The organism is Streptomyces sp. NPDC007189, from assembly GCF_040703635.1.
Taxonomy (GTDB): Bacteria; Actinomycetota; Actinomycetes; order Streptomycetales; family Streptomycetaceae; genus Streptomyces.
On record NZ_JBEYEY010000007.1, the window covers coordinates 136,318 to 159,050 of the forward strand.

General features: G+C 69.4%; 19 protein-coding genes. 9 read left to right on the plus strand and 10 right to left on the minus strand.

The window, feature by feature from the left end:
* Window positions 1–33: 33 nt before the first annotated feature.
* The 3 genes from gnd to dnaA all read right to left on the minus strand — a co-directional run bounded on the left by gnd (window position 34) and on the right by dnaA (window position 5,349).
* On the minus strand, window positions 34–909 hold the full coding sequence (gnd, locus tag AB0950_RS16735; RefSeq protein WP_360153225.1) for a phosphogluconate dehydrogenase (NAD(+)-dependent, decarboxylating): 876 nt from the start codon (window positions 907–909) through the stop codon (window positions 34–36).
* A gap of 183 nt (window positions 910–1,092) precedes the next feature.
* Complete coding sequence (gene dnaN / locus AB0950_RS16740) at window positions 1,093–2,223, minus strand: DNA polymerase III subunit beta (protein ID WP_360153228.1); 1,131 nt, start codon at window positions 2,221–2,223, stop codon at window positions 1,093–1,095.
* Between the two features lie 1,164 nt (window positions 2,224–3,387).
* Window positions 3,388–5,349, minus strand: a complete 1,962-nt coding sequence (gene dnaA / locus AB0950_RS16745; RefSeq protein WP_366778781.1) for a chromosomal replication initiator protein DnaA — start codon at window positions 5,347–5,349, stop codon at window positions 3,388–3,390.
* 396 nt (window positions 5,350–5,745) lie between these two features.
* On the opposite strand from dnaA, the gene rpmH reads away from it, so the two are divergent.
* From rpmH to AB0950_RS16790, 9 genes are all read left to right on the plus strand, one after another.
* Complete coding sequence (gene rpmH / locus AB0950_RS16750) at window positions 5,746–5,883, plus strand: 50S ribosomal protein L34 (RefSeq protein WP_003956500.1); 138 nt, start codon at window positions 5,746–5,748, stop codon at window positions 5,881–5,883.
* 21 nt (window positions 5,884–5,904) lie between these two features.
* Complete coding sequence (gene rnpA / locus AB0950_RS16755; RefSeq protein WP_330338901.1) at window positions 5,905–6,276, plus strand: ribonuclease P protein component; 372 nt, start codon at window positions 5,905–5,907, stop codon at window positions 6,274–6,276.
* Entirely contained in the window at window positions 6,273–6,647 is a 375-nt protein-coding gene (yidD, locus tag AB0950_RS16760) for a membrane protein insertion efficiency factor YidD (RefSeq protein ID WP_360153236.1), read from the plus strand. The genes rnpA and yidD overlap by 4 nt, the downstream gene beginning before the upstream one ends.
* Before the next feature lie 3 nt (window positions 6,648–6,650).
* Complete coding sequence (gene yidC, locus AB0950_RS16765) at window positions 6,651–7,937, plus strand: membrane protein insertase YidC (RefSeq protein ID WP_360153239.1); 1,287 nt, start codon at window positions 6,651–6,653, stop codon at window positions 7,935–7,937.
* Window positions 7,938–7,952: 15 nt separating this feature from the next.
* Window positions 7,953–8,465, plus strand: a complete 513-nt coding sequence (locus AB0950_RS16770; RefSeq protein WP_360153242.1) for a R3H domain-containing nucleic acid-binding protein — start codon at window positions 7,953–7,955, stop codon at window positions 8,463–8,465.
* A 116-nt stretch (window positions 8,466–8,581) separates the two neighbouring features.
* Complete coding sequence (rsmG, locus tag AB0950_RS16775; RefSeq protein ID WP_360153245.1) at window positions 8,582–9,298, plus strand: 16S rRNA (guanine(527)-N(7))-methyltransferase RsmG; 717 nt, start codon at window positions 8,582–8,584, stop codon at window positions 9,296–9,298.
* Between the two features lie 366 nt (window positions 9,299–9,664).
* Window positions 9,665–10,738 (plus strand): ParA family protein, encoded by a 1,074-nt coding sequence (locus tag AB0950_RS16780; protein ID WP_079071013.1) that lies wholly within the window; start codon window positions 9,665–9,667, stop codon window positions 10,736–10,738.
* The gene (locus tag AB0950_RS16785; RefSeq protein ID WP_360153248.1) at window positions 10,735–11,832 is read left to right on the plus strand and encodes a ParB/RepB/Spo0J family partition protein; all 1,098 of its coding nucleotides are present in this window, start codon (window positions 10,735–10,737) and stop codon (window positions 11,830–11,832) included. The genes AB0950_RS16780 and AB0950_RS16785 overlap by 4 nt, the downstream gene beginning before the upstream one ends.
* A 319-nt stretch (window positions 11,833–12,151) precedes the next feature.
* On the plus strand, window positions 12,152–12,769 hold the full coding sequence (locus AB0950_RS16790; protein WP_361977709.1) for a GNAT family N-acetyltransferase: 618 nt from the start codon (window positions 12,152–12,154) through the stop codon (window positions 12,767–12,769).
* 70 nt (window positions 12,770–12,839) lie between these two features.
* On the opposite strand, the gene trxA is transcribed toward AB0950_RS16790, so the two are convergent.
* The 7 genes from trxA to AB0950_RS16825 form a co-directional block, all read right to left on the minus strand.
* Entirely contained in the window at window positions 12,840–13,169 is a 330-nt protein-coding gene (trxA, locus tag AB0950_RS16795) for a thioredoxin (protein WP_360153254.1), read from the minus strand.
* 45 nt (window positions 13,170–13,214) lie between these two features.
* Entirely contained in the window at window positions 13,215–14,186 is a 972-nt protein-coding gene (trxB, locus tag AB0950_RS16800) for a thioredoxin-disulfide reductase (RefSeq protein WP_360153257.1), read from the minus strand.
* A 158-nt stretch (window positions 14,187–14,344) separates the two neighbouring features.
* On the minus strand, window positions 14,345–15,232 hold the full coding sequence (locus tag AB0950_RS16805; RefSeq protein WP_366778782.1) for a hypothetical protein: 888 nt from the start codon (window positions 15,230–15,232) through the stop codon (window positions 14,345–14,347).
* Complete coding sequence (gene sigM, locus AB0950_RS16810) at window positions 15,229–15,954, minus strand: RNA polymerase sigma factor SigM (protein ID WP_360153263.1); 726 nt, start codon at window positions 15,952–15,954, stop codon at window positions 15,229–15,231. Before sigM ends, AB0950_RS16805 begins: the two co-directional genes overlap by 4 nt.
* Before the next feature lie 26 nt (window positions 15,955–15,980).
* Complete coding sequence (locus AB0950_RS16815; RefSeq protein WP_366778783.1) at window positions 15,981–17,705, minus strand: protein kinase family protein; 1,725 nt, start codon at window positions 17,703–17,705, stop codon at window positions 15,981–15,983.
* A 118-nt stretch (window positions 17,706–17,823) separates the two neighbouring features.
* Window positions 17,824–20,178, minus strand: coding sequence for a murein biosynthesis integral membrane protein MurJ (murJ, locus tag AB0950_RS16820; protein WP_366778784.1), 2,355 nt, complete (start codon window positions 20,176–20,178; stop codon window positions 17,824–17,826).
* A gap of 45 nt (window positions 20,179–20,223) precedes the next feature.
* Complete coding sequence (locus AB0950_RS16825) at window positions 20,224–22,605, minus strand: DUF6049 family protein (protein ID WP_360153272.1); 2,382 nt, start codon at window positions 22,603–22,605, stop codon at window positions 20,224–20,226.
* Window positions 22,606–22,733: the final 128 nt, after the last annotated feature.

The window sequence follows — 22,733 nt, forward strand, 5'->3', positions numbered from 1 at the left end:
TGGATCCCTAGGGATTGTGTGGATCCCTGTGGATCACTTCTTCGCCACGGCGTGGCCGCCGAACTGGTTGCGCAGCGCGGCGATCATCTTCATCTGCGGCGAGTCCTCCTGCCGGGAGGAGAACCGCGCGAACAGCGACGCGGTGATCGCCGGCAGCGGCACCGCGTTGTCGATCGCGGCCTCCACAGTCCAGCGTCCCTCACCGGAGTCCTGTGCATAACCGCGCAGGCCCTCCAGGTGCTCGTCGTCGTCCAGCGCGTTGACCGCGAGGTCGAGCAGCCAGGAGCGGATGACGGTGCCCTCCTGCCAGGAGCGGAAGACCTCGCGGACGTTCTCCACGGAGTCGACCTTCTCCAGTAGCTCCCAGCCCTCGGCGTAGGCCTGCATCATCGCGTACTCGATGCCGTTGTGGACCATCTTCGCGAAGTGGCCCGCGCCGACCTTGCCGGCGTGCACCGAACCGAAGTCGCCCTCCGGCTTCAGCGCGTCGAAAACCGGCTGCACCTTGGCGACGTTCTCCGCGTCACCGCCGTACATGAGCGCGTAGCCGTTCTCCAGGCCCCAGACGCCGCCGGAGACGCCGCAGTCGACGAAGCCTATGCCCTGCGCCGCCAGCTCCTCGGCGTGCTTCTCGTCGTCCGTCCAGCGGGAGTTGCCGCCGTCCACGACCACGTCGCCGGGCTCCAGCAGCTCAGCGAGCTGGTCGATGGTCGACTGGGTGGGCTCGCCGGCCGGGACCATCACCCAGACCACGCGCGGGCCGCTGAGCTTGCCCACAAGCTCTTCCAGGCTGTGGACATCCGCGAGATCCGCGTTGCGGTCGTATCCGATGACGGTGTGGCCCGCGCGGCGGATCCGCTCGCGCATGTTGCCGCCCATCTTGCCGAGGCCGACGAGACCGAGCTCCATCAGTTGTGTTCCTTAGGTCGCTGTGTGGCGTGTGAGGCACCTTCGTGCCGTGCCGAGCCTAATCGCGACCCTTCGTGCACAGCTGTGGGCATACGCGCTCACCTGCGGAAACCAACACCGGCCGGCACCGGCGCCGGGCATCCACAGCAGGAGCCCGGCACTGTGCACAGCTGTGGAAGACGGTCAGCCGCTCAGCCGCACCGGCATGATCAGGTACTTGTAGGCGTCGTCGGCCTCGGCGTCCACCGCCGGCCTGCCGCTGAGCAGCGCCGGCTTGGTGGACGTCGTGAACGACAGCTGGGCCACCGGGGAGTCGATCGCGCTCAGGCCGTCCAGCAGGAACGTCGGGTTGAAGGCGATGGAGATGTCGTCGCCGTCCAGCTGGGCGTCGACCCTTTCCACAGCCTGTGCGTCGTCGCTGGACCCGGCCTCGAGGATCAGCACGCCCTGCTCGAAGCTCAGCCGCACCGGGGTGTTCCGCTCGGCCACCAGCGCCACACGCTTGACGGCCTCCACGAAGGGCGCGGTCTCGATCACGGCGACGGAGTTGAACTCGGTCGGGAACAGCGTGCGGTACTTCGGCAGGTCGCCCTCGAGCAGCCGCGTGGTCGTACGCCGCCCGGCGCCCTCGAAACCGATCAGGCCCTCACCGGCGCCCGAGCCGGACAGCGCCAGGGTGACGCTGTCCCCGGCGCCGAGCGACTTGGCGGTGTCCAGCAGCGTCTTGGCCGGGACCAGGGCGACCGCGGAGGCGTCCGGGTTCTCCGGCTTCCACAGGAACTCGCGGACGGCGAAGCGGTAGCGGTCGGTGGAGGCCAGCGTGACCGTGTCGCCCTCGATCTCGATGCGCACGCCGGTGAGGACGGGCAGTGTGTCGTCACGGCCGGCGGCGATGGCCACCTGGGAGACGGCGGCCGCGAAGACCTCGCCGGGGACGGTGCCCGTGGCGTTCGGCATCTGCGGCAGCGCCGGGTACTCCTCCACAGGCAGGGTGTGCAGGGTGAACCGGGAGGACCCGCAGACCACGGTCGCCCGTACACCGTCTGTGGAAATCTCCACCGGGCGGTTGGGGAGGGCGCGGGAGATGTCCGCGAGCAGCCGGCCGGAGACGAGGACGGTGCCCTCCTCCTCGACCTCGGCTTCCACGGACACGCGTGCGGAGACCTCGTAGTCGAAGCTCGACAGGCTCAGCTGGCCGTCCTCGGCCTTGAGGAGGAGGCCGGCGAGGACAGGCGCCGGCGGACGGGCCGGGAGGCTGCGTGCCGCCCACGCCACTGCCTCCGCGAGTACGTCGCGTTCCACCCGGATCTTCACCGTAAGCCGCCTCCTGCTGTTGCTACTGAGTCCTCCGACTCGGTGTCACCGCCCACTGCGAAGGGAAGGACACCGGGGACCAGTCTGACGCACCGCACTGACAGTAGGTGCCCGTCGGGGTCAAGTCGCTCCAAGAGGCAGCCGGGCACGAGACGGCGAGTTGTGCACAGCCCCCGCTTCGAAACGAATGCCGAGCTATCTCTAGTCGGGAGTAGTAGTAGGGGCTGTGGATACCGTGGATAACCACGTTTGCCCAGCTCAGAGCCGAGATTTTATCCACGGGCCCTGTGGGTGGCGCCGGTGGACAACCGGGGGTGTCTGTGGAGAACGGAAAGTTCTGCACACACCGCCCACAGCCCGAGGGCAGTTCTCCCCAGCTGCGTCCCCAGGTTTACCCAGGTTTCCCACACCCCAATCCGGCACCTTGGTGTGACGGCTTTCACTCGACGCGGTGAGAGAGGGCGTCGCGTTGCCGAACAGTGGACAGCCATGTGGAGAAGCCGGGGATCACTGGGGACAACCGGCCCCGGCCTGTGGGCCGCCGGTGGAAAACCTCGTGCACAGCCTGTGGATCTCCGCTCTGTCCACAGTCTGTGGAGATCGCTCGTCCACGATTCCACAGGGGTCTGACCTGGGCGAATCCCCTGTGAACAGACTCCCTGTGGACGCCGCTCGGGACAACTCGGCAGTCCCCAGCGTGTGGACGGAAGAAAGTCACCGAATCTGTGGAGGGTGGCCGTAACCCGCCAGAAATTCGAACACCTGGCAACGCCCGACCAACACTCCCCAGCCGCCGTGCAGGCCCTCATGCCCGCGAATCTGCGGGCAGTCGTGCCGCCGGCGCGGTGCCCGCCCGGCGTCGGGGGCGCTCACGCAGCTCCGGCGGTCAGCCGCGGTGGTCCGACCGCCGTGCCCGTCGCGGCTGCGGGCAGTCGCGCCTCCCCCAGTGCTTCAAGAGCCTGGGGGCACCCCCAGGCGGCACGGGTGGCGCAGCGGCACCCCGTCGGCGCGGGCAGGCGAAACCCACTCCCCGGGTCAGCCGCAGGACCGGGCGCCACATGGACACCGCCGCCCCTTGGACAGCCGTACACGCCAAAGGGCGCCCCCGGGACATTCGTCCTGAAGGCGCCCTCACACGTCGGCGAGGCCGGCGGCAGCCGCCCGTCAGCCGTTCTTGATCCGGTTCGTCAGCTCGGTCACCTGGTTGTAGATCGACCGCCGCTCGGCCATCAGCGCGCGGATCTTGCGATCGGCGTGCATCACGGTCGTATGGTCGCGCCCGCCGAACTGCGCCCCGATCTTCGGCAGCGACAGATCGGTCAGCTCCCGGCACAGATACATGGCGATCTGCCGCGCCGTGACCAGCGCGCGCCCGCGCGAGGTGCCGCACAGGTCTTCCACCGTCAGCCCGAAGTAGTCGGCGGTGGCCGCCATGATCGCGGTGGCCGTGATCTCGGGTGCCGAGTCCTCGCCGCCGGGGATCAGGTCCTTCAGGACGATCTCGGTCAGCCCGAGGTCCACCGGCTGCCGGTTGAGGGAGGCGAACGCCGTCACCCGGATCAGCGCGCCCTCCAGCTCACGGATGTTCCGCGAGATCCGCGAGGCGATGAACTCCAGCACCTCCGGCGGGGCGTTGAGCTGCTCCTGCACCGCCTTCTTGCGCAGGATCGCGATGCGCGTCTCCAGCTCGGGCGGCTGGACGTCGGTGATCAGTCCCCACTCGAAACGGTTCCGCAGCCGGTCCTCCAGCGTGACCAGCTGCTTGGGCGGCCGGTCGGAGGACAGCACGATCTGCTTGTTGGCGTTGTGGAGGGTGTTGAAGGTGTGGAAGAACTCCTCCTGCGTCGACTCCTTGTCCGCGAGGAACTGGATGTCGTCGACGAGCAGGATGTCCATCTCGCGGTAGCGCTTGCGGAAGCTGTCGCCCTTGCCGTCGCGGATGGAGTTGATGAACTCGTTGGTGAACTCCTCCGAGCTGACGTACCGCACGCGCGTGCCCGGGTACAGGCTGCGCGCGTAGTGCCCGATGGCGTGCAGCAGGTGCGTCTTGCCGAGCCCCGACTCCCCGTAGATGAACAGGGGGTTGTACGCCTTCGCCGGCGCCTCGGCGACGGCCACCGCGGCCGCGTGCGCGAACCGGTTGGAGGCGCCGATGACGAACGTGTCGAACAGGTACTTCGGGTTCAGCCGTGCCGTCGGCTCACCGGGTCCGCTCGCCGGCGCGGGCTGTGCGGCCAGCGGGCCGGGTGCGCCGGTGGCGGGCAGGTCCGGGCGGCCGGGGCCCCCGCGGTGGGCCGGGCCACCGCCGGCCGGCTGCTCGGGCAGCTCACGGCGGACGGGGTCGCGCTGGTCGTACTCGGTGCGTGGCGGCTCGTACTCGGGGCGCGCGGAGTCATAGTCCCCGCGCCCCGAGTCGTAGTCGGCGCGCGGGGCTTCGTACTCACCGCGCTGCTGCTCGTACGACGGCCGGTCCATGCCCGGTGAGCGGTAGTCCGGGGACGGCGGACCGTAGCCGTCGGAGCGGGAGCCGTAGGCGTCCTGGGACGACGGCGACGCGTACGGGTCGCGTTCGGGGAAGCCGAGCCGCGGCTGCTGCCAGCCGTACTCGTCCTGCGTGGGCCGCGGCCAGGCGCCCGGCTCGCGGCGCTGGTACTCGGAGGGGTACGCGGGGCGCACGACGGGGAGCTGGTCGCGGGACTGCTGCTCGGCCGGCGACGGCTCGGCGGCGCGGTGGCGGCCGTACCCGTCGTAGGACCGCTCCTCGTAGGACGGGCCGGACGGCAGCTCCGGCTCTTCGTAGCGCGGCTTGGGCGGCTGCTGCACCGGCGCCGCGGGAGCCGGCGGCTCGCCCGCGGAGTCGTCCACGGTGATCGCGATCCGGATGGGACGGCCGCACTCGCGGCTCAGCGTCTCGCTGACGACCGGCGCGAGACGGCCCTCCAGTACGCCCTTCGCGAATTCGTTCGGTACGGCGAGCAGGGCGGTGTCCGCGACCAGCGCGAGCGGCTGGCAGCGCCGGATCCAGTGCTCGTCCTTCGCCTCGACCCCCTGTCCGCGGCCTTCTCCGAGGAGCTGTTCCAGTACTCGCGGCCACACTGCGGCAAGATCGGCGGGTACGTCAGCCACAGGGCACGCTCTCTCACAGGTCCCACGAACGTGTGATCGCGGGACGGGTCGGGGGGTACTTCGGGTGGTCGGTGGGTCAAACCCGCCGGGGCGGGGGACAAAAGAACGAATCGGAGTTCAGCCACGGTAGTCAGCGCGGCGGCTACGGTTCAAGTTGTTGTCCCCAGCCTGTGGATAGTGTCTCTCCGTGACCCCCGGTTTGACCGGATGGCGCAGCCCCGCGTACCGTAACCAGGTCGAGTTGTCGATGGCTGCTGCCGCCTGCCTCCGATGGGCACAGGTCACGTCAGGTGATCGGGAAGCGGTGCACTCGGGCGTGACGCGAGCTACTCGTGGGCGCACGGTGACAGCCAAGACGGCACCCCGCAACTACCGATTTCTTTCTGGAGCCCCCGAGTGAGCAAGCGCACCTTCCAGCCGAACAACCGTCGTCGCGCGAAGACCCACGGCTTCCGGCTGCGTATGCGCACCCGTGCCGGCCGCGCGATTCTCGCGTCCCGCCGCAGCAAGGGTCGCGCCCGTCTGTCCGCCTGATCCCGATCAGGTCATGACGTCGTGCTGCCCACCGAGAACCGGCTGAGGCGGCGCGAGGACTTCGCGACCGCGGTGCGACGAGGACGCCGGGCAGGCCGCCCGACTCTCGTCGTCCACCTTCGTAGCGGTGCCACGGACCCGCACGCGCCTGGGGAGAGCGCTCCCCCGACGCGTGCGGGTTTCGTCGTGAGCAAGGCCGTGGGTGGCGCGGTCGTGCGCAACAAAGTGAAGCGCAGACTGCGTCATCTGATGCGTGACCGAGTAGCCCTGTTTCCCCCCGGTAGCCTGGTAGTCGTACGAGCGCTGCCCGAGGCGGGCGGCGCGGACCACGCACAGCTGGCCCGAGACCTGGATGCCGCCCTACAGCGGCTGCTGGGAGGGGGCGCGCGATGAAGTACCCGCTGCTGGCTCTGATCAAGCTGTACCAGTGGACGATCAGTCCACTGCTGGGGCCGGTGTGCAAGTACTACCCGTCGTGCTCCCACTACGGCTACACGGCCATCGACCGGCACGGTGCCATCAAGGGAACGGCACTCACCGCCTGGCGCATCCTCCGGTGCAATCCGTGGTCGCTGGGTGGTGTGGACCACGTCCCGCCGCGCAAGCGTCCGCGGTGGCACGAAATGCTGCGCAACGCTTGGCGCGCACGCAAGGCGGGGCCCTCCGCCGCCGAACCGGCCACCGGAACGGAGTCCGGAAGCCCTGCTTCCGAGCTTCCTCCGAGGCCGGCCGCAGAGACCTCGTCCCATGCCCAAGGAGCATGATTAGTGGACACGATTGCCAGCCTCTTCAGCTTCATCACGACACCCGTTTCATGGGTCATCGTCCAGTTCCACAAGATGTATGGCGCGATCTTCGGCGCCGACACCGGGTGGGCCTGGGGCCTGTCCATCGTGTCCCTGGTGATCCTGATCCGCATCTGCCTGATCCCGCTCTTCGTGAAGCAGATCAAGTCGACGCGCGCGATGCAGACGCTCCAGCCGGAGATGAAGAAGATCCAGGAGCGCTACAAGAACGACCGGCAGCGCCAGTCCGAAGAGATGATGAAGCTGTACAAGGAGACGGGCACCAACCCGCTCTCCTCGTGCCTTCCCATCCTGGCGCAGTCCCCGTTCTTCTTCGCGCTGTACCACGTGCTCAACGGCATTGCGTCGGGCAAGACGATCGGCGTCATCAACGACTCGCTGCTGGCCAGCGCCCGTAAGGCGCACATTTTCGGCGCCCCGCTCGCCGCGAAGTTCAAGGACGGCTCTGCGACCGTCCACGCGCTGGGTGCCACGGTCACCGACGTGCGGGTCGTCACCGCGCTCATGATCGTCCTGATGTCGTTCTCGCAGTTCTACACGCAGCGCCAGCTCATGACGAAGAACGTCGACACCACGGTGAAGACCCCGTTCATGCAGCAGCAGAAGATGCTGATGTACGTCTTCCCGGTCATGTTCGCCGTGTTCGGCATCAACTTCCCGGTCGGTGTCCTCGTCTACTGGCTGACCACCAACGTGTGGACCATGGGCCAGCAGATGTACGTCATCCACAACAACCCGACCCCGGGTTCCAAGGCCCAGGCCGCCTACCTGGAACGTCTGACCAAGCACGTCACGCACCACGGCAAGATCCGTCGCCGTAGCGAGAAGACCATCGTGAAGGCGATCGTCGCCAAGGGCCGCGACCGCAACGAGTTCGAGCGCAAGTTCATCAACGCCCTGAACAAGGCCGGCCTCGCTGCCCAGACCGACGGCAGCGTGGTGCCGAGTACGGCACAGGCCGCGGCACAGACCGCGGACGGTGCGGAGGCCACCCCGGCCGCCGGTACCGGAGCGGAAGCCGCTGCTGCCCGGCGCCAGCAGCCCAAGCGCCAGTCCAAGTCCCAGCGTCAGTCCGGGGCCAAGCAGGCGGGCGGGTCCACCTCGCTGGAGAAGTCCGACGAGCCGCAGGACAGCAAGCCCGCCGCGCCCCAGCAGGCCTCCAAGCCCGGCTCCGGCACCCGCAGCAAGGCCCAGTCCGGCCAGCGCAAGGGTGGCCCGCAGCGGCCCAAGTCCCCGTCCAAGAAGTAAGAAGGAGCCCATCCCGTGACGGAAGGCACCACCTCCGCCGCTGCCGACGGTGCAGACGCCCTGACCCGCCTGGAGCAGGAGGGTGAGATCGCGGCGGACTACCTGGAGGGTCTGCTGGACATCGCCGACCTCGACGGCGACATCGACATGGACGTCGAGGCCGACCGCGCCTCCGTGTCGATCATCAGCGACACCGGCAGCCGTGACCTGCAGAAGCTGGTCGGCCGGGACGGCGAGGTGCTGGAGGCGCTGCAGGAGCTGACGCGCCTGGCGGTGCACCGGGAGACCGGCGACCGCAGCCGGCTGATGCTGGACATCGCGGGTTACCGGGCCAGGAAGCGGGCCGAGCTGTCCGAGATCGGCGCCAAGGCCGCCGCCGAGGCGAAGAACACGGGCGAGCCCGTCAAGCTCCAGCCGATGACCCCGTTCGAACGCAAGGTCGTGCACGACGCGGTCAAGGCCGCCGGACTGCGCAGCGAGTCCGAGGGCGAGGAGCCGCAGCGCTTCGTCGTCGTGCTGCCGGCCTGATCGGCCCCCAGTTTCACCGGCCCCGTCTGTTCAGCAGACGGGGCCGAACTTTGTCAGCCTGGTAGTTCTGGTGGTCGGTGCGCGAAGCGCCGGCGCTGTACGGAAGGACGGTCCCCGTGACGGAGGCAGCGGAGCTTCCCCCCGCGCCCGAGCAGGCGCGGGAAGTGTTTGGTGATCGCTTCGCCGATGCGGTCCGCTACGCGGAGCTGCTCGCCGAGGCGGGCGTGCAGCGCGGTCTGATCGGCCCGCGGGAAGTGCCCCGCCTGTGGGAGCGGCATCTGCTGAACTGCGCGGTGCTCTCCGAGGCCGTCCCTGAGGGAGTGACGGTCTGCGATGTCGGCTCCGGTGCCGGACTGCCGGGCATCCCGCTGGCCCTGGTCCGGGACGACCTGAACATCACCCTGCTGGAGCCGCTGCTGCGGCGCACCAACTTCCTCACCGAGGTCGTCGAGCTGCTCGGCCTGGACCATGTCACCGTGGTGCGGGGCCGTGCCGAGGAGGTCCTGGGCAAGCTGCCGCCGGTTCACGTGGTGACCGCCCGGGCCGTGGCTCCGCTGGACCGGCTGGCCGCCTGGGGCATTCCGCTGCTGCGTCCTTACGGCGAGATGCTGGCACTGAAGGGAGACACCGCAGAGGAGGAGCTGAAGGCCGCGGCCACGGCGCTGAGCAAGCTCGGTGCGGTGGAGACGTCCATCCTGCATGTGGGTGAGGGCATCGTGGACCCGATGTCCACGGTGGTGCGGGTCGAGGTCGGGGAGAGCCCGGGCGGTGTGCGGTTCGCGGCCAAGCGCGCCAAGGCCGCCCGGACGGGTCGGACCCGCCGTCGCCGTTGATCAAAAGCGGAGGCGTTTCCGACCCCTTCTGGCGAGGAGACGTACTCCACACAAGGTGGCAAACCTACGCAGGCCGGAGTGTCGCGAAGGTCAGGTCGCCGACCGCTGTGCATCGTGTTTCACGTGAAACGTCGCTCACTGCTGCACGGGATCATCAGTCGCGGCCGCGCTGCGGCCGAACCTCGCGACCGCAAGCCCCTCGGTTCCCTGGGAGAGGAGCCTGTCTCCCAGGAACCTTCGTCTCTCTCCCGGGGTGCCCCGCCTCTCCCTCGGGGCAATGCGTCCCTCTCCGGGGTCACGGAGTTGTCCACAGAGGTGGATTTCTCCACAGAACACCAGGCCTCACTGGTTCACGACCCCGAAGGCATGGGAGGCTCTGTTCATTGCGAGCCTGAAGTCGAGGAGAGTGAATCCTTGCGGTCCGACGCCAACATCGCGGGACCGATGACCGATCCGGTCCCCGGTCCCCGTACCGAGTCGATGGGGGCGGATGTTTCACGTGAAACACCGCCTCCGATGGACGACACTCCGATCGGTCGTGCGGCCCAACTGGCGGTAGAGGCTCTGGGCCGCGCCGGCGAAGGTCTGCCACGGCCTGAGCAGACCAGAGTCATCGTGGTCGCCAACCAGAAGGGCGGCGTGGGCAAGACGACGACCACCGTCAACCTTGCTGCTTCGCTGGCTCTGCATGGCGGCCGCGTCCTGGTGATCGACCTCGACCCACAGGGCAACGCGTCCACCGCCCTCGGGATCGACCACCACGCCGAAGTTCCTTCCATCTACGACGTGTTGGTGGAGAGCAAGCCTCTCGCCGAGGTCGTCCAGCCGGTCCCGGATGTGGAAGGCCTCTTCTGCGCCCCCGCCACCATCGATCTCGCCGGTGCGGAGATCGAGCTGGTCTCGCTGGTGGCCCGTGAGAGCCGGCTGCAGCGGGCCATCCAGGCCTACGAGCAGCCGTTGGACTACATCCTCATCGACTGCCCGCCCTCGCTCGGCCTGTTGACGGTCAATGCGCTGGTGGCCGGCCAGGAGGTCCTCATCCCGATCCAGTGCGAGTACTACGCACTCGAAGGCCTGGGCCAACTGCTGCGCAACGTCGACCTGGTGCGGGGGCACCTCAACCCCACGCTGCATGTGTCGACCATCCTGCTCACCATGTACGACGGCCGGACCCGGCTCGCCTCCCAGGTCGCGGAAGAGGTGCGCACCCACTTCGGCGACGAGGTACTGCGGACGAGCATTCCCCGCTCGGTCCGTATCTCCGAGGCGCCGAGCTACGGACAGACGGTGCTGACTTACGATCCTGGTTCGAGCGGTGCCCTCTCGTACCTTGAGGCGGCCCGAGAAATCGCGCTGAAGGGCATCGGAATCAGCTATGACGCCAGCCAGGCCCACATCGGCGCCCAGAATGATCCAAGCATGGTGGAGGGGATCCAGTGAGTGAGCGACGGAGGGGGTTGGGCCGTGGACTCGGCGCACTGATCCCGGCTGCCCCGACCGAGAAGAACCCGGCCCCGGCCGGGCTGGGAGGCGGAGCCGCCGCCTCTCCCGCGGCCGTCCCGGTGCTGACGACCGATCGCGGGGTGGCCGCAGCGAAGGTGGCCACCCTGCCGCCTGTTTCACAGGGAACCGAGGAGCCCCCGGCAAGCCCCGCCGCGGAGATGCCGGCTCCTCCGATGGGCGCGCACTTCGCCGAGATCCCTCTCGACGCCATCTCGCCCAACCCGCGCCAGCCCCGTGATGTCTTCGACGAGGACGCGCTCCAGGAGCTGGTCACCTCCATCAAGGAGGTCGGTCTCCTGCAGCCCGTCGTCGTACGGCAGCTGGGGCCCGCCCGCTATGAGCTGATCATGGGCGAGCGCAGGTGGCGGGCCTGCCGTGAGGCCGGTCTGGAAGCCATCCCGGCGATCGTCCGGGCCACGGAGGACGAGAAGCTCCTCCTGGACGCGCTGCTGGAGAACCTGCACCGCGCGCAGCTGAACCCGCTGGAAGAGGCGGCCGCCTACGACCAGCTGCTGAAGGACTTCAACTGCACGCACGACCAGCTGGCCGACCGGATCGGGCGCTCCCGGCCCCAGGTCTCCAACACACTGCGTCTGCTGAAGCTCTCGCCGGCCGTCCAGAAGCGGGTGGCCGCCGGTGTCCTCTCCGCCGGGCATGCCCGGGCGCTGCTGTCCATCGAGGACTCGGAGGAGCAGGACCGGCTGGCTCACCGCATCGTGGCCGAAGGGCTGTCGGTGCGAGCCGTCGAGGAGATCGTGACCCTTATGGGCTCGCGGCCCCAGAAGCCCCAGCGCCCGAAGGGACCGCGCGCCGGCTCCCGGCTCTCCCCGGCCCTGAACGAGCTGGCGACCCGGCTGTCGGACCGCTTCGAGACCCGGGTGAAGGTCGACCTCGGACAGAAGAAGGGCAAGATCACCGTTGAGTTCGCCTCGGTGGACGATCTCCGGCGGATCCTGAGCACCCTGGCTCCGGACGAGGGACCGGTGCTGCAGCAGGAGCTGCAGAGCGCGACCGAGGAACAGGACGACTGATCTCGCCCGCCCTCTCGGGCATGCAGCACGCGGGCCGTGTCCGGTGTGTACCGGAACACGGCCCGCTCTTTGCTTTGATGCAGTATCGAGCGAATCGCATCGTGGATACGATGCGAACGGGTATGGCGCATCCACCGGACAGCATCTGCACCTCTGAGTGGGGAGTCGGGGCCATGCGATCGATGAGCCGCACAGGACTGGTGAGCGCGGCCCTGGGCCTTGGCGCGGTCGGCGGATTCGTCGGCAGCCTGCTCAGGGAACGCAGTGCTCTGACAGCCGCTCGAGATGCGGCGGGCGAAGGAAGCGAGGAACAGCCTTCATGGGGCGTCGGCTCGTGCCGCTCACGCTGGACAACCTTCAGGACCTCCCCCACCGCTGTCGCTCGTGTGTCTTCTGGGAGCTCGACCCCGTCAGCGGAGAAGCGGCGGTAAAGGCGGGCACCTCGGCACTGGAGAAGGAGGCCTGGATCTCCGCCGTCCTGCTGGACTGGGGGTCGTGCGGCCGGGTGGTGTACGTCGACGACGTGCCGGTGGGATTCGTTCTGTATGCCCCTCCGGCCTATGTCCCACGCTCTACGGCGTTCCCCACAAGCCCTGTCTCACCGGACGCCGTGCAGCTGATGACGGCGTTCGTCATGCCCGGCTATCAGGGCCAGGGTCTGGGCCGGGTACTGGTCCAGGCGGTCGCCAAGGATCTGCTGCGCCGGGGCTTCAAGGCGATCGAGGCCTTCGGTGACGCCCGCTGGAAGGAGCCGGCCTGTCTGCTTCCGGCGGACCATCTGCTGGCCGTGGGCTTCAAGACCGTCCGGCAGCATCCCACGCATCCCCGGCTGCGACTGGAGCTGCGTTCGACGCTCTCCTGGAAGGAAGACGTGGAGATGGCGCTCGACCGGCTCCTCGGAGCGGTCCAGAAGGAACCGGCGCTCAGGCCGCTGTAGCGTCAGCGCGCCGGCGCAAGCGAATGGGCCAACCCCTGGGGGTTGGCCCATTCGTGTTTCACGTGAAACGTCACTCGGCGATGAAGTCGGCGAGGTCCCGCTCGATCGCCGCCTTCGGCTTGGCGCCGACGATGGTCTTGACGACCTCGCCACCCTGGTAGACGTTCAGGGTCGGGATGGACATGACGCCGTACTTGGCGGCCGTACCCGGGTTCTCGTCGATGTTCAGCTTGACGACCTCGATCTTGTCGCCGTGCTCCTTGGCGATCGCCTCGAGAGACGGGGCGATCTGGCGGCAAGGACCGCACCAGGCAGCCCAGAAGTCCACCAGGACGGGCTTGTCGCTCTTGAGAACCTCCTCGTCGAAGGAAGCGTCGGTCACGTTCTTCAGGTCGGCCACAGCGGGCTCCTCAACTTGATCGTGCGGTGGGGCGGGAAGGGAAGGTCAGACGGCGGCGGTCTTCTCGGGCTCAGCCTTGTCCTCGTCCGCGAGCGCGGCGAGGAACCGCTCAGCGTCCAGAGCGGCGGAGCAGCCGGTGCCCGCGGCGGTGATCGCCTGGCGGTACGTGTGGTCGACCACGTCACCGGCAGCGAAGACACCGGTCACATTGGTGCGGGTGGACGGGGCAGCCACCTTCAGGTAGCCCTCCTCGTCCAGGTCCAGCTGACCCTTGAAGAGCTCGGTGCGCGGGTCGTGGCCGATCGCGATGAACAGACCGGTCACCGGCAGCTCGGAGAGCTCGCCCGTCTTGACGTTGCGCAGCTTCAGACCGGACAGCTTCTGCTCGCCCTGGATCTCGGCGACCTCGCTGTCCCAGACGAACTTGATCTTCGGGTCGCCGAAGGCGCGCTCCTGCATCGCCTTGGAGGCACGCAGGGTGTCCCGGCGGTGGACGATCGTCACGGACTTGGCGAACCGCGAGAGGAAGGTGGCCTCCTCCATCGCGGTGTCACCGCCGCCGATCACGGCGATGTCCTGGTCCTTGAAGAAGAACCCGTCGCAGGTCGCGCACCAGGAGACACCGCGGCCGGAGAGGGCGTCCTCGTTCGGCAGGCCCAGCTTGCGGTGCTGGGAGCCGGTGGTGACGATGACGGCCTTCGCCTGGTGGACCGTGCCGGCGGTGTCCGTGACACTCTTGATCTCGCCGGTGAGGTCGACGGAGACGATGTCGTCCGGAACGAGCTCGGCGCCGAAGCGCTCGGCCTGCGCCCGCATGTTGTCCATCAGGTCGGGGCCCATGATGCCGTCGCGGAAGCCCGGGAAATTCTCGACCTCGGTGGTGTTCATCAGCGCGCCACCGGCGGTGACGGCGCCCTCGAACACCAGGGGCTTCAGCGACGCACGGGCGGTGTAGAGCGCCGCCGTGTAGCCTGCGGGCCCGGAGCCGATGATGATCACGTTACGGACGTCGCTCACGGCTTGATTCCTCGTCTCTGGTCTGCGTCAGTCGACCGGCGCGGGAGCCCCTTTCGGGACTCTCACCCCACCCAACGGATCCTACGGGGCGCGCATTCCCGCTGTGTCAGGGCACACGCATGCCGGGGGGAGTGACACTGACGCATCCTCCAACTGACTCAGGGCCGGGCGAAGGAGTGCTTCAGAAGCACGGTGCCGGCGGTGCCGGTCTGGCGGCCTATGCATGCCGCATCGACGACGTAGACGGTGACGCGTGTGCTGTCGTCGCGGTCCGGCAGAACGACGAGGTAAGCGCTCTTCCCGGCGTAGGTGCCGGTCTTGGCTGCCAGGGCCTGATCACCCCGCGGAATCGCCCGGCGGATGCAGTCGGGGACGGGGATTTCCGTCTGGAGCAGCGTATTGGCGCTCTCGGTGCCCTGCGGGGTGTTCTCGCCGCCGGTGAGCCCGGACCGCGGATGCTGGCTGTCGTAGCCTCGCTGCGGTGCCTTCTTCGTGGAGAGCAGATTGCGGACCTGGTTCTCAACGCTGGTGCCGGAGAGCGCACTCAGGGACGGGCTGGGCGTGCTGTGCGCCGTCGTGGTCGACGTACCGCCGGAGAGTGACTGGAACACCAGGGAGCCGGCTCCCAGGACGGCAGCGGTGAGTACCGTGCCCAGGACGACGGCCCTGCGGCGCCGGCCGCGCCCGCTCTTCTTCCGTCCCGGTCCGGTCGTAGCGTGCGGGCGTCCGGCGGGGCGGTCGGCCGGGGTCGATGTTTCACGTGAAACATGGTCGTCGGCGGTTTCCCGCGAGCCGCTGGGCAAGGCCTCGGCGGCGAGAGCGGCATCGATCCGAGCGGCCACGTCGGCGGGCATGGGCTCCGCATCCGGCGCGGACCCCAGCAGCCCCCGGATCTCCTCCAGGGAAGCCTGGACGTCCGCGCACAGCTCGCACGTCTCCAGATGGCGCTGTATGTCCACGCCGCGGTCCGGAGGAAGCAGGCCTTCGGTGAGGTCGGAAATCTCCGCGACGTCCGGGTGCCCGGCCGCGTCTGTCGTGGAAGTCACGCTCGCCCACCTCCGCCCTTCACTACGGCTGAATCGCTCGGTCCCGTGTCCTCCGGGCTCTCCCCGGGAGACCCCGTTGCCGGTGGGACGGATGTCCCCTGCACCCGGTTCCGTCCCGAGCCGGGTTCTTTTCCGCTTCCGGAACCCTCGGGCCGTAGATGAGTGAGCAAAGGCAGCAGCCGGGCTCTGCCCCGGGCGCAGCGGCTCTTCACCGTTCCCGTCGGCACATCGAGGATCCGGGCGGCTTCGGCCACGGGATACCCCTGCATGTCGACGAGGACCAGGGCGGCCCGCTGGTCGTGCGGGAGCGTGCCGAGAGCTTCCAGGAGCTGGCGGTGGACATCGTTGCGTTCGGCAGGTGCCGACGCCGACTCGTGCGGCTCCAGGAGCTGCTCCAGCCGCTCGGTGTCGTCGACCGGCGAGGTCTTCCGCGAGGCCACCTTGCGGGCACGGTCCAGGCAGGCGTTCACCGTGATCCGGTGCAGCCATGTCGTGACGGCCGACTGGCCCCGGAAGGTATGGGCAGCCCGGTACGCCGACACCAGGGCGTCCTGCACCGCGTCGGCGGCCTCCTCACGGTCCCCCAGCGTTCGCAGCGCGACCGCCCAGAGCCGGTCGCGATGCCGCCGCACGATCTCACCGAAGGCACCGGAGTCGCCTTCCACGTGGCGAGCGAGCAGCTCCTTGTCGCTCACTCCGTCGTATCCGGCGCCCTCCGCCATCTGCCCCCTCCGGTCCGGGTGAGACGTCAGCCCGTGAACTTCACTTCGCCGATGGCCTGCTTGTAGCCTGCGCCGGCGTACGCGCTCGGGTCCGAACCCGAGTACGGCACGGCCGTCAGCCACACGAGGACATACTGCGTCTTCACCGGCTTGCTGAGCTTGACCGTGGCGGTGGTGCCGGTGCTCGTGACCTTGCCGATCTGGTGCATCGACTCCAGGGAGGGCGGTGTCAGCGAGTCGGCCGAGTAGAGCTCGACCGTCGTGTGGTCGCCGGGGTAGCGCAGGCTGACGGTCGCGGTGCTGAGGGACTTCGCCGAGCCGAGGTCGTAGACGATGCCGACGCCCGGCTTGTAGGGGGCGATGGTCGGACCTTCGTTGAAAGTCTTCGTGCGCCAATACGTCGAAGGGTTCCCGTCGTACGTCTTGGCCACGTCACCGGGATGCTGAGGGTCCCCCTTGGCGACGAATTCCTGACTGCCCTTGATGCTTATCGGCGTCGGCTTGCGCTGTGCGGCGCCCTTGCCGCCGTCGTCGGTCTGCTGGCTCTTGTTGGTGTCGTCGGACTTGCCGCCCTGGTCCATCAGTGCGTCCGCCAACTGCCAGCTGCCCAGACCGAGAGCGGCGATGAGAAGGGCGGAGACCGCCCACTTCAGCGCCTTGCCGGTGCGGCTCTGCAGCGGGGGCGGCGGAGTGGTGATGGGCTGAGGGGTGGCGCCGGGGTGCGGCGCCGGACGGCCGTACGCGCCCTGCTGGTAGGTCGTGCGCTGGTACTCCGGCGGGGCCGTGAACGCCGGCTCCGGCGGGCGGATGCGCGGCATCTCGCCGATCGCCTTCACCAGCTCCTCCGGCGTGGTGCACGGAGCCTCATGGCGGGAGGCGGTGGCGCCGTCGTTGACGAGGGCACGCATGGCCAGTTCCGACAGGCCCCGGTGAACACCGGCCCGCACCTGGTCCGGTGCGATGAGGCCGACGTCCTTGGGCAGCCCGGACAGACCGTATGCATCGCTCTCGTACGGCCAGCGCTGGGTCAGCGCGGCGTAGAGCAGGGCGCCGATCGCCTCGGTGTCGGTGCGCTGCGGGGTGTCGGAGCTGATGCCGCGCAGCGCGGCGTTCACGGCGAGGCCCCGGATGCGCCACTGACCGGTGGAGGTGCGCAGGACGGCGTTGGGGTTGAGCCGGAGATGGGCGAGGCCCTCGCGGTGTGCGGCGGCCATGGCAGAGGCGATCTGACTGACCATCTGGTAGGCGTCGTGCGGCTCCAGCGGGCCTGCCGTGAGCAGCGTGGTCAGCTCGGTGGCGTCGGGCAGCCACTCGTGCACGACGTAGACGAGGTCGTTCTCCTCGACGGCGTCGAGGACCTGGACGAAACGGGGGTCGCCGAGCAGTGCGGAGGCACGGGCGGCGGCGAGCACGGAACGGGCCCGCGCGTGATCCGCGGGAAGGAGGTGGACGCCGACGGCACGACGGAGTTTCTCGTCGACCGCACGCCAACTGCTGAATCCGTCCAGACGGGTGACGCACTCCTCCAGCCGGTAGCGTCTGGCGAGCTTGTGACCGCTGTGCAGTTCAGGAGGTGAGGCCTTCCGTCCGGAACCCTCGGTCCCGCCGCTCCCCTGTGCCTGGTCGCTGTCCGTGTCCCGCTCCGGGTTCTTGGGCACCCCGTCGGCCGTGGACTGGTCCGCCTTGGCGGTCAGCGGCTGCTCGCCGCTGTTGTCTGCCACGTCGACGGCAGCCGTGCTCCGTTCCGCCACCGTCGTCCCTGCCTCCCCATCCGTTGCGCGCTGTCCGACGCCGAAACCAATTGTGCCCACAGTCCGCCGCTATGCACGACACACGGCGGCGGACGATGGTTGTGCGCCTACCCCCGCCTCAGCGGCCCAGACGCCCGCGGACCATGCCCACGAGCGAGTTCAGTTCCTCGATGCGCATCCGTCGGGCGGCGACGAAGAAGACGCCGAGAAGAACGGCACCGCCGGCGAGCAGCGCGGCGAAGGAGCCGATGACGCCCTGGCCGAGGCTGTGCCCGATGCCGTAGCAGGCCGCGCCGCTGAGCAGGGCCGCCGGCACCGAGGCGATGCACAGGCGCGCGTACGTCCGCATGACGCGGGTGCCGTCCAGGTCGCCGCCGAGCCGCTTGCGCAGCCGCCGCCAGGCGACGCCCACACCGATCGCGTAGGCGAGACCGTAGGCGGCTGCCATGCCGGCCACCGCCCAGCGGGCGGGGAGCAGGAAGTAGCACAGTGCCGAGGCGCCCGCGTTGACGGCGGCGACGATGACGGTGTTGTAGAAGGGCGTGCGGGTGTCTTCGTAGGCGTAGAAGGCGCGCAGGACGACGTACTGCACCGAGTACGGGATCAGGCCGAGGCCGAAGGCCATCAGCATGTAGCCCATGTTGGTGGCCTCGCCGGTGCCCGAGGAGCCGAAGATCAGCGTGCACATCGGGATGCCGAGCGAGAGGAAGCCGAAGGCGATCGGGACGATGGCGACGGCCGTGGTCCGCAGGCCCTGGGAGATGTCGTCACGGACCGCGCCGCCGTCGCCCTCGGCGGCCGAGCGCGAGATGCGCGGCAGCAGGGCAGCCATGAGGGACACCGTGATGATGGCCTGGGGCAGGCCCCAGATCAGCTGGGCGTTGGCGTAGGCGGCGAAACCGGTGCCGGCGGTGCCGGAGTCCTTGCCGGCCGCCGTGGACAGCTGGGTGACGATCATGGCGCCGGCCTGGTTCGCGAGCACGAACAGGACCGTCCACTTGGCGAGCATCGCGGCCTTGCCCAGGCCGTGGCCCCGCCAGTCGAACCGCAGCCGGATCCGGAAGCCGGTCTCCCGCAGATACGGGATCATCGCCAGGGCCTGGACGACCAGGCCGAGCAGCACACCGACGCCGAGCAGGCGCTGGCCCTCCGGCGGGATGTTCGTGACCGTCATGTGGGAGTGGGCGGCGGTGCCGTAGACCCAGATGAACATGCCCAGCGTCACGATGATGACGATGTTGTTCAGCACCGGGGTCCACATCATCGCGCCGAACTTCCCGCGCGCGTTGAGGATCTGACCCATCACCACATGGATGCCCATGAAGAAGATCGAGGGCAGGAAGTAGCGGGTGAAGGTGACGGCCACGTCGTTGGCCGCCGGGTTGGAGGCGACCGGGTTGGACAGCATGCGCACCAGCAGCGGCGCCGCGAACATCGCGAGACCGGTCAGCGCGGCCAGCGCCACCATCACCAGGCTCAGCAGCCGGTTGGCGAAGGCCTCGCCGCCGTCCTCGTCCTCCTTCATCGCCCGCACCAGCTGCGGCACGAAGACGGAGTTCAGACCGCCGCCGACCGTGAGGATGTAGATCATCGTCGGCAGCTGGTAGGCCACCTGGAAGGAGTCGCCGAGGAAGCCGAGGCCGAGCGCCGAGACGATCAGCGCGGAGCGGATGAAGCCGGTGAGGCGGGAGACCATCGTGCCCGCCGCCATCACGGCGCTGGACTTCAGCAGCCCGGCGGCCTTGCCGCCCTTCTTCGCGGGCGCGTCCGCGAGGGCCGCCGCCTCGGGCTGCGCGGCGCCGTGCGGAGCGGCGGGGTCCGGGGCCGCGGCCGGGGCGGGCACCGGCGGCTGAGCCGCGGTTCCCGGGGCGGCCGGGTAGGCGGCCTCGGCGTACGGGTTGCCCTGCTGAGGGCCCTGTCCGTGCGCCGGCGGGTACTGGCCTGCCGGGCCGTAACCGCCGCCCGGAGCGGCGGCCGGCCGCGCGTAGGCCGGCGGATCCATGGGTGCCTGCCCGCCGCTGTGCTGCTGGTCCTTGAAGAGGTGCGCGAACGCGTCAGGCTCGTGGTACCCCTCGCCGGAATGCGTGACCAGGTCGTCCACGCCCACGAACTGGTGGGTGCGTGGATCGTCGCCGTACGGCCCGTACGCGGCCGGACCCTCCGGCTCCTGCGCCGGCGTCTGCGCCCAGCCACGCGGGTCGGGCGCGTACGGCTGGTCGGCGGGGCGGCCGTACGGCTGCTGCTGGTAGCCGCCCGGAGCGGGCGGCGGATGCGCGGCGCGGTCGTACCGCGCCGCGCCGGCCGGGTCCTGAGCGGTGAGGTCCTGCGCCTGGTAGGGGTCCTGGTGGTAGGCGTTCTGGGGGTACATGTCCGCCGCGTGCTGCGGCGGTACCTGGCCGGGCTCCGGCGGCGTCTCGGGGTAGCCCGAGCCGGCCGCGCCCTGGCCGCGGTCACCGTCGTACGGCGCGTTCATGCTTACCCCACCTCATCGTCCCTGGCCCACTGGCCATGACCTCGCTCAACGGTCCACTCTCTCACCCGTCCCGGACGGGTCGGTGCGTTCCGGTGCGGTGTCCGGCGCAGGGTCACTCGGGTGCTCCGGGTCGTCTGCCCCGGAGGAGGAGACGGAATCGTCCGGCTCCTGGGGGAGACGGTCGGCGGGTGCGTCGGGGTTCCCGGACTCCTCGCCGGCCTGCTCCGCCGCGTCGGGGCCGTCCTTCTCCGGCTGGCCGGCCGACGCGCGCTTGCGCTGGGTGTACATACGGAAACCGGCGAGGACGAGGAGAAGCACACCACCGCCGATGACCAGCATCACCGTCGGCGTGATCTCGGTGACCTTCACGTCGAAGCTGACGGGGGCACCGTACTTCTGGCCGTCCTCGGTGTACAGCTGGGCGATCACGGTCGCCCGGCCGTTGGCGTTGGCCGAGGTGGTGAACTTCACGGACTGGCTGTGGCCGCCGGAGACCTCGACGCGCTGCTCGAAGTACGCCTTGCCGCCGATCTTCAGGCGAGTCGGCATGGTGGAGGTGAGCCGCAGCACCAGATGGCCGACCGGCTGGACGAGGTTGTTCTGGACGGTCACCGGGATGGTCGCGCTGCGGCCGGAGAGCTTGGTCTCCGACTTGTCGATGAGCTTCACCTGATCGGCCAGCTCGTCCAGCCACTGCTCCACGCCGTCCCGGTAGCTCTCGGCCTCGCCGCTCCTGCCGCGCCAGGACGTGGACATCTCACGGTTTATGGCCCGCCCGAACGGCGTGACGACGCGGGACTGGTCGGAGAGGATCACCTGGAAGCTGTCGAGTTTGTCCTGGGTGCGCGCGATCTGCTCGAAGGCGGAGCGGGGCAGTTCGTGTGAACGCAGCGAGGAGGGGTAGGCCGACGCCGGCGGGATGCGCGTGGTGGCGTTCGGGTCCGGCTTGTCCTTGGCCGCCGCGGAGAGGTCCTGGGACTGGGACCAGTTCCCGTCCTGGAGCGCCTTCAGCGCCGCGGCCATCGCCTGTGCCTGGCTCGCGGTGGGCATGCGCTGGGGGGCGACCACGATGCTGCGCTGCTTGTCCGTCTGCGCGTTCACCTCGAGGCTCTGCGCCAGGAACTCCTGCACGGCGAGCGTGGCCGAGTCCGCCTTCGTCAGGTCGCCCGCAAAGGCCGTGGACAGCCGGGCGTCGGCGACCACCGCCGTAGTGCCCGAGCCGACCGGGCGGGCCGCGGAGGGCGTGTACGGCAGTCCGGCGTTCTCCTGGAGGCTGTCGCTGCGGGCGATCACGCGGTCGGCTCCGGCAGAGGTCGCGACCTTCATGATCGCCGGGTCCACGGCGCCCTCCACCGGCCAGGCGAAGTCGGTGCTCGGTGTGATGTGGAGCACGGTCTTGACAGTGGTGGCAGCGACGTCGGTGGCGTCCTTGAGGTGGCTGAGCGAGCCGGTGACGCTGGTGCCGTTGTGCGCGAGGGACGCCAGGTCCGGGTCGGCGAAGGGGAGCGCGACGACCTCCTTGCCCGCCACCGCGTCCTGCAGGTGCGCCAGCCACTGCTTGGCGAGCGCCTGGTGATCCTTGGGGCCGGGTGTGGTGGTGCCGCCGGCGCCGGGCAGCCGGTAGTTGCCGGTCGCCATCGCGTCCACCGAGGCCAGCAGGTCCGGGTCGATCACCCAGGTGACGTCGAGGTCCTTGCCCAGTTCCACCATCTGGGCCAGCCGGCCGCCCGGGGCGAGTTCCTTGGCCAGGTCATCGTTGCGGAACACCGGTGTCTGGAGCTCACCGGCTCCCGTCTTGGCCGTCATGTGGACCGTGGAGATCAGCGGCCACAGGTACGTCGTCTTTGTCTTGGTGTCTGCCTCGGACGGCTGCCACGGCAGGAACGTCCGCTGGATGCCGAGCATCTGGTCCCAGGGCTGGGCCGCGGTCTGGCCGGAGAGGGAGACACCGAACGCGTAGACGCCGTCGTCGCCGAGGTCGAGCTTGGACACGGGGACGGAGATGCTGAAGTGCTCCGCGACACCCGGGGACAGCTTGGCGAACTTCTCCATGTACTTGCCGCCGACCTCGGAGCCGGTTCCGCCCTGCAGGTCGTCCGCGTGCTGCGCGAGGGAGTCGATCTCCGAGCGGGTGTCCAGCAGGGGGCCGACCCGCAGGTCCACGTGAGCACCGGTGACGGTCTGCTTGCCGTGGTTGGTCACCGTGCCCGACACGGTCAGCGTGTCGCCGTCCGTGGGCGCGCTGGGGGTCAGCGAGTCCAGGTCGACGGCCACCGTGCCCGAGGAGGCTGCCTGGGCGGGTGCCGCGGCGGGCAGCTGGAGCAGCCCGGCCAGCAAAGGCGCACCGGCGAGCAGCGCGCCGGCGCGTCGTAGCCACCGGCGGGCAGGTGAGGCAGGGGTGCCCTGGATGTCAGCCGCCTCGGCCACGCGTTCGCCCGTCCCTCGTCGTCGTCAGTGGTCGTCGGAATGTGCGTCCACGCATGGTAACGATGCGCGCTGAGGGGAAGTGCCGCGGTCTCCGTCACAAGATCGGAGAACAGCGGCGACCTGTCCTC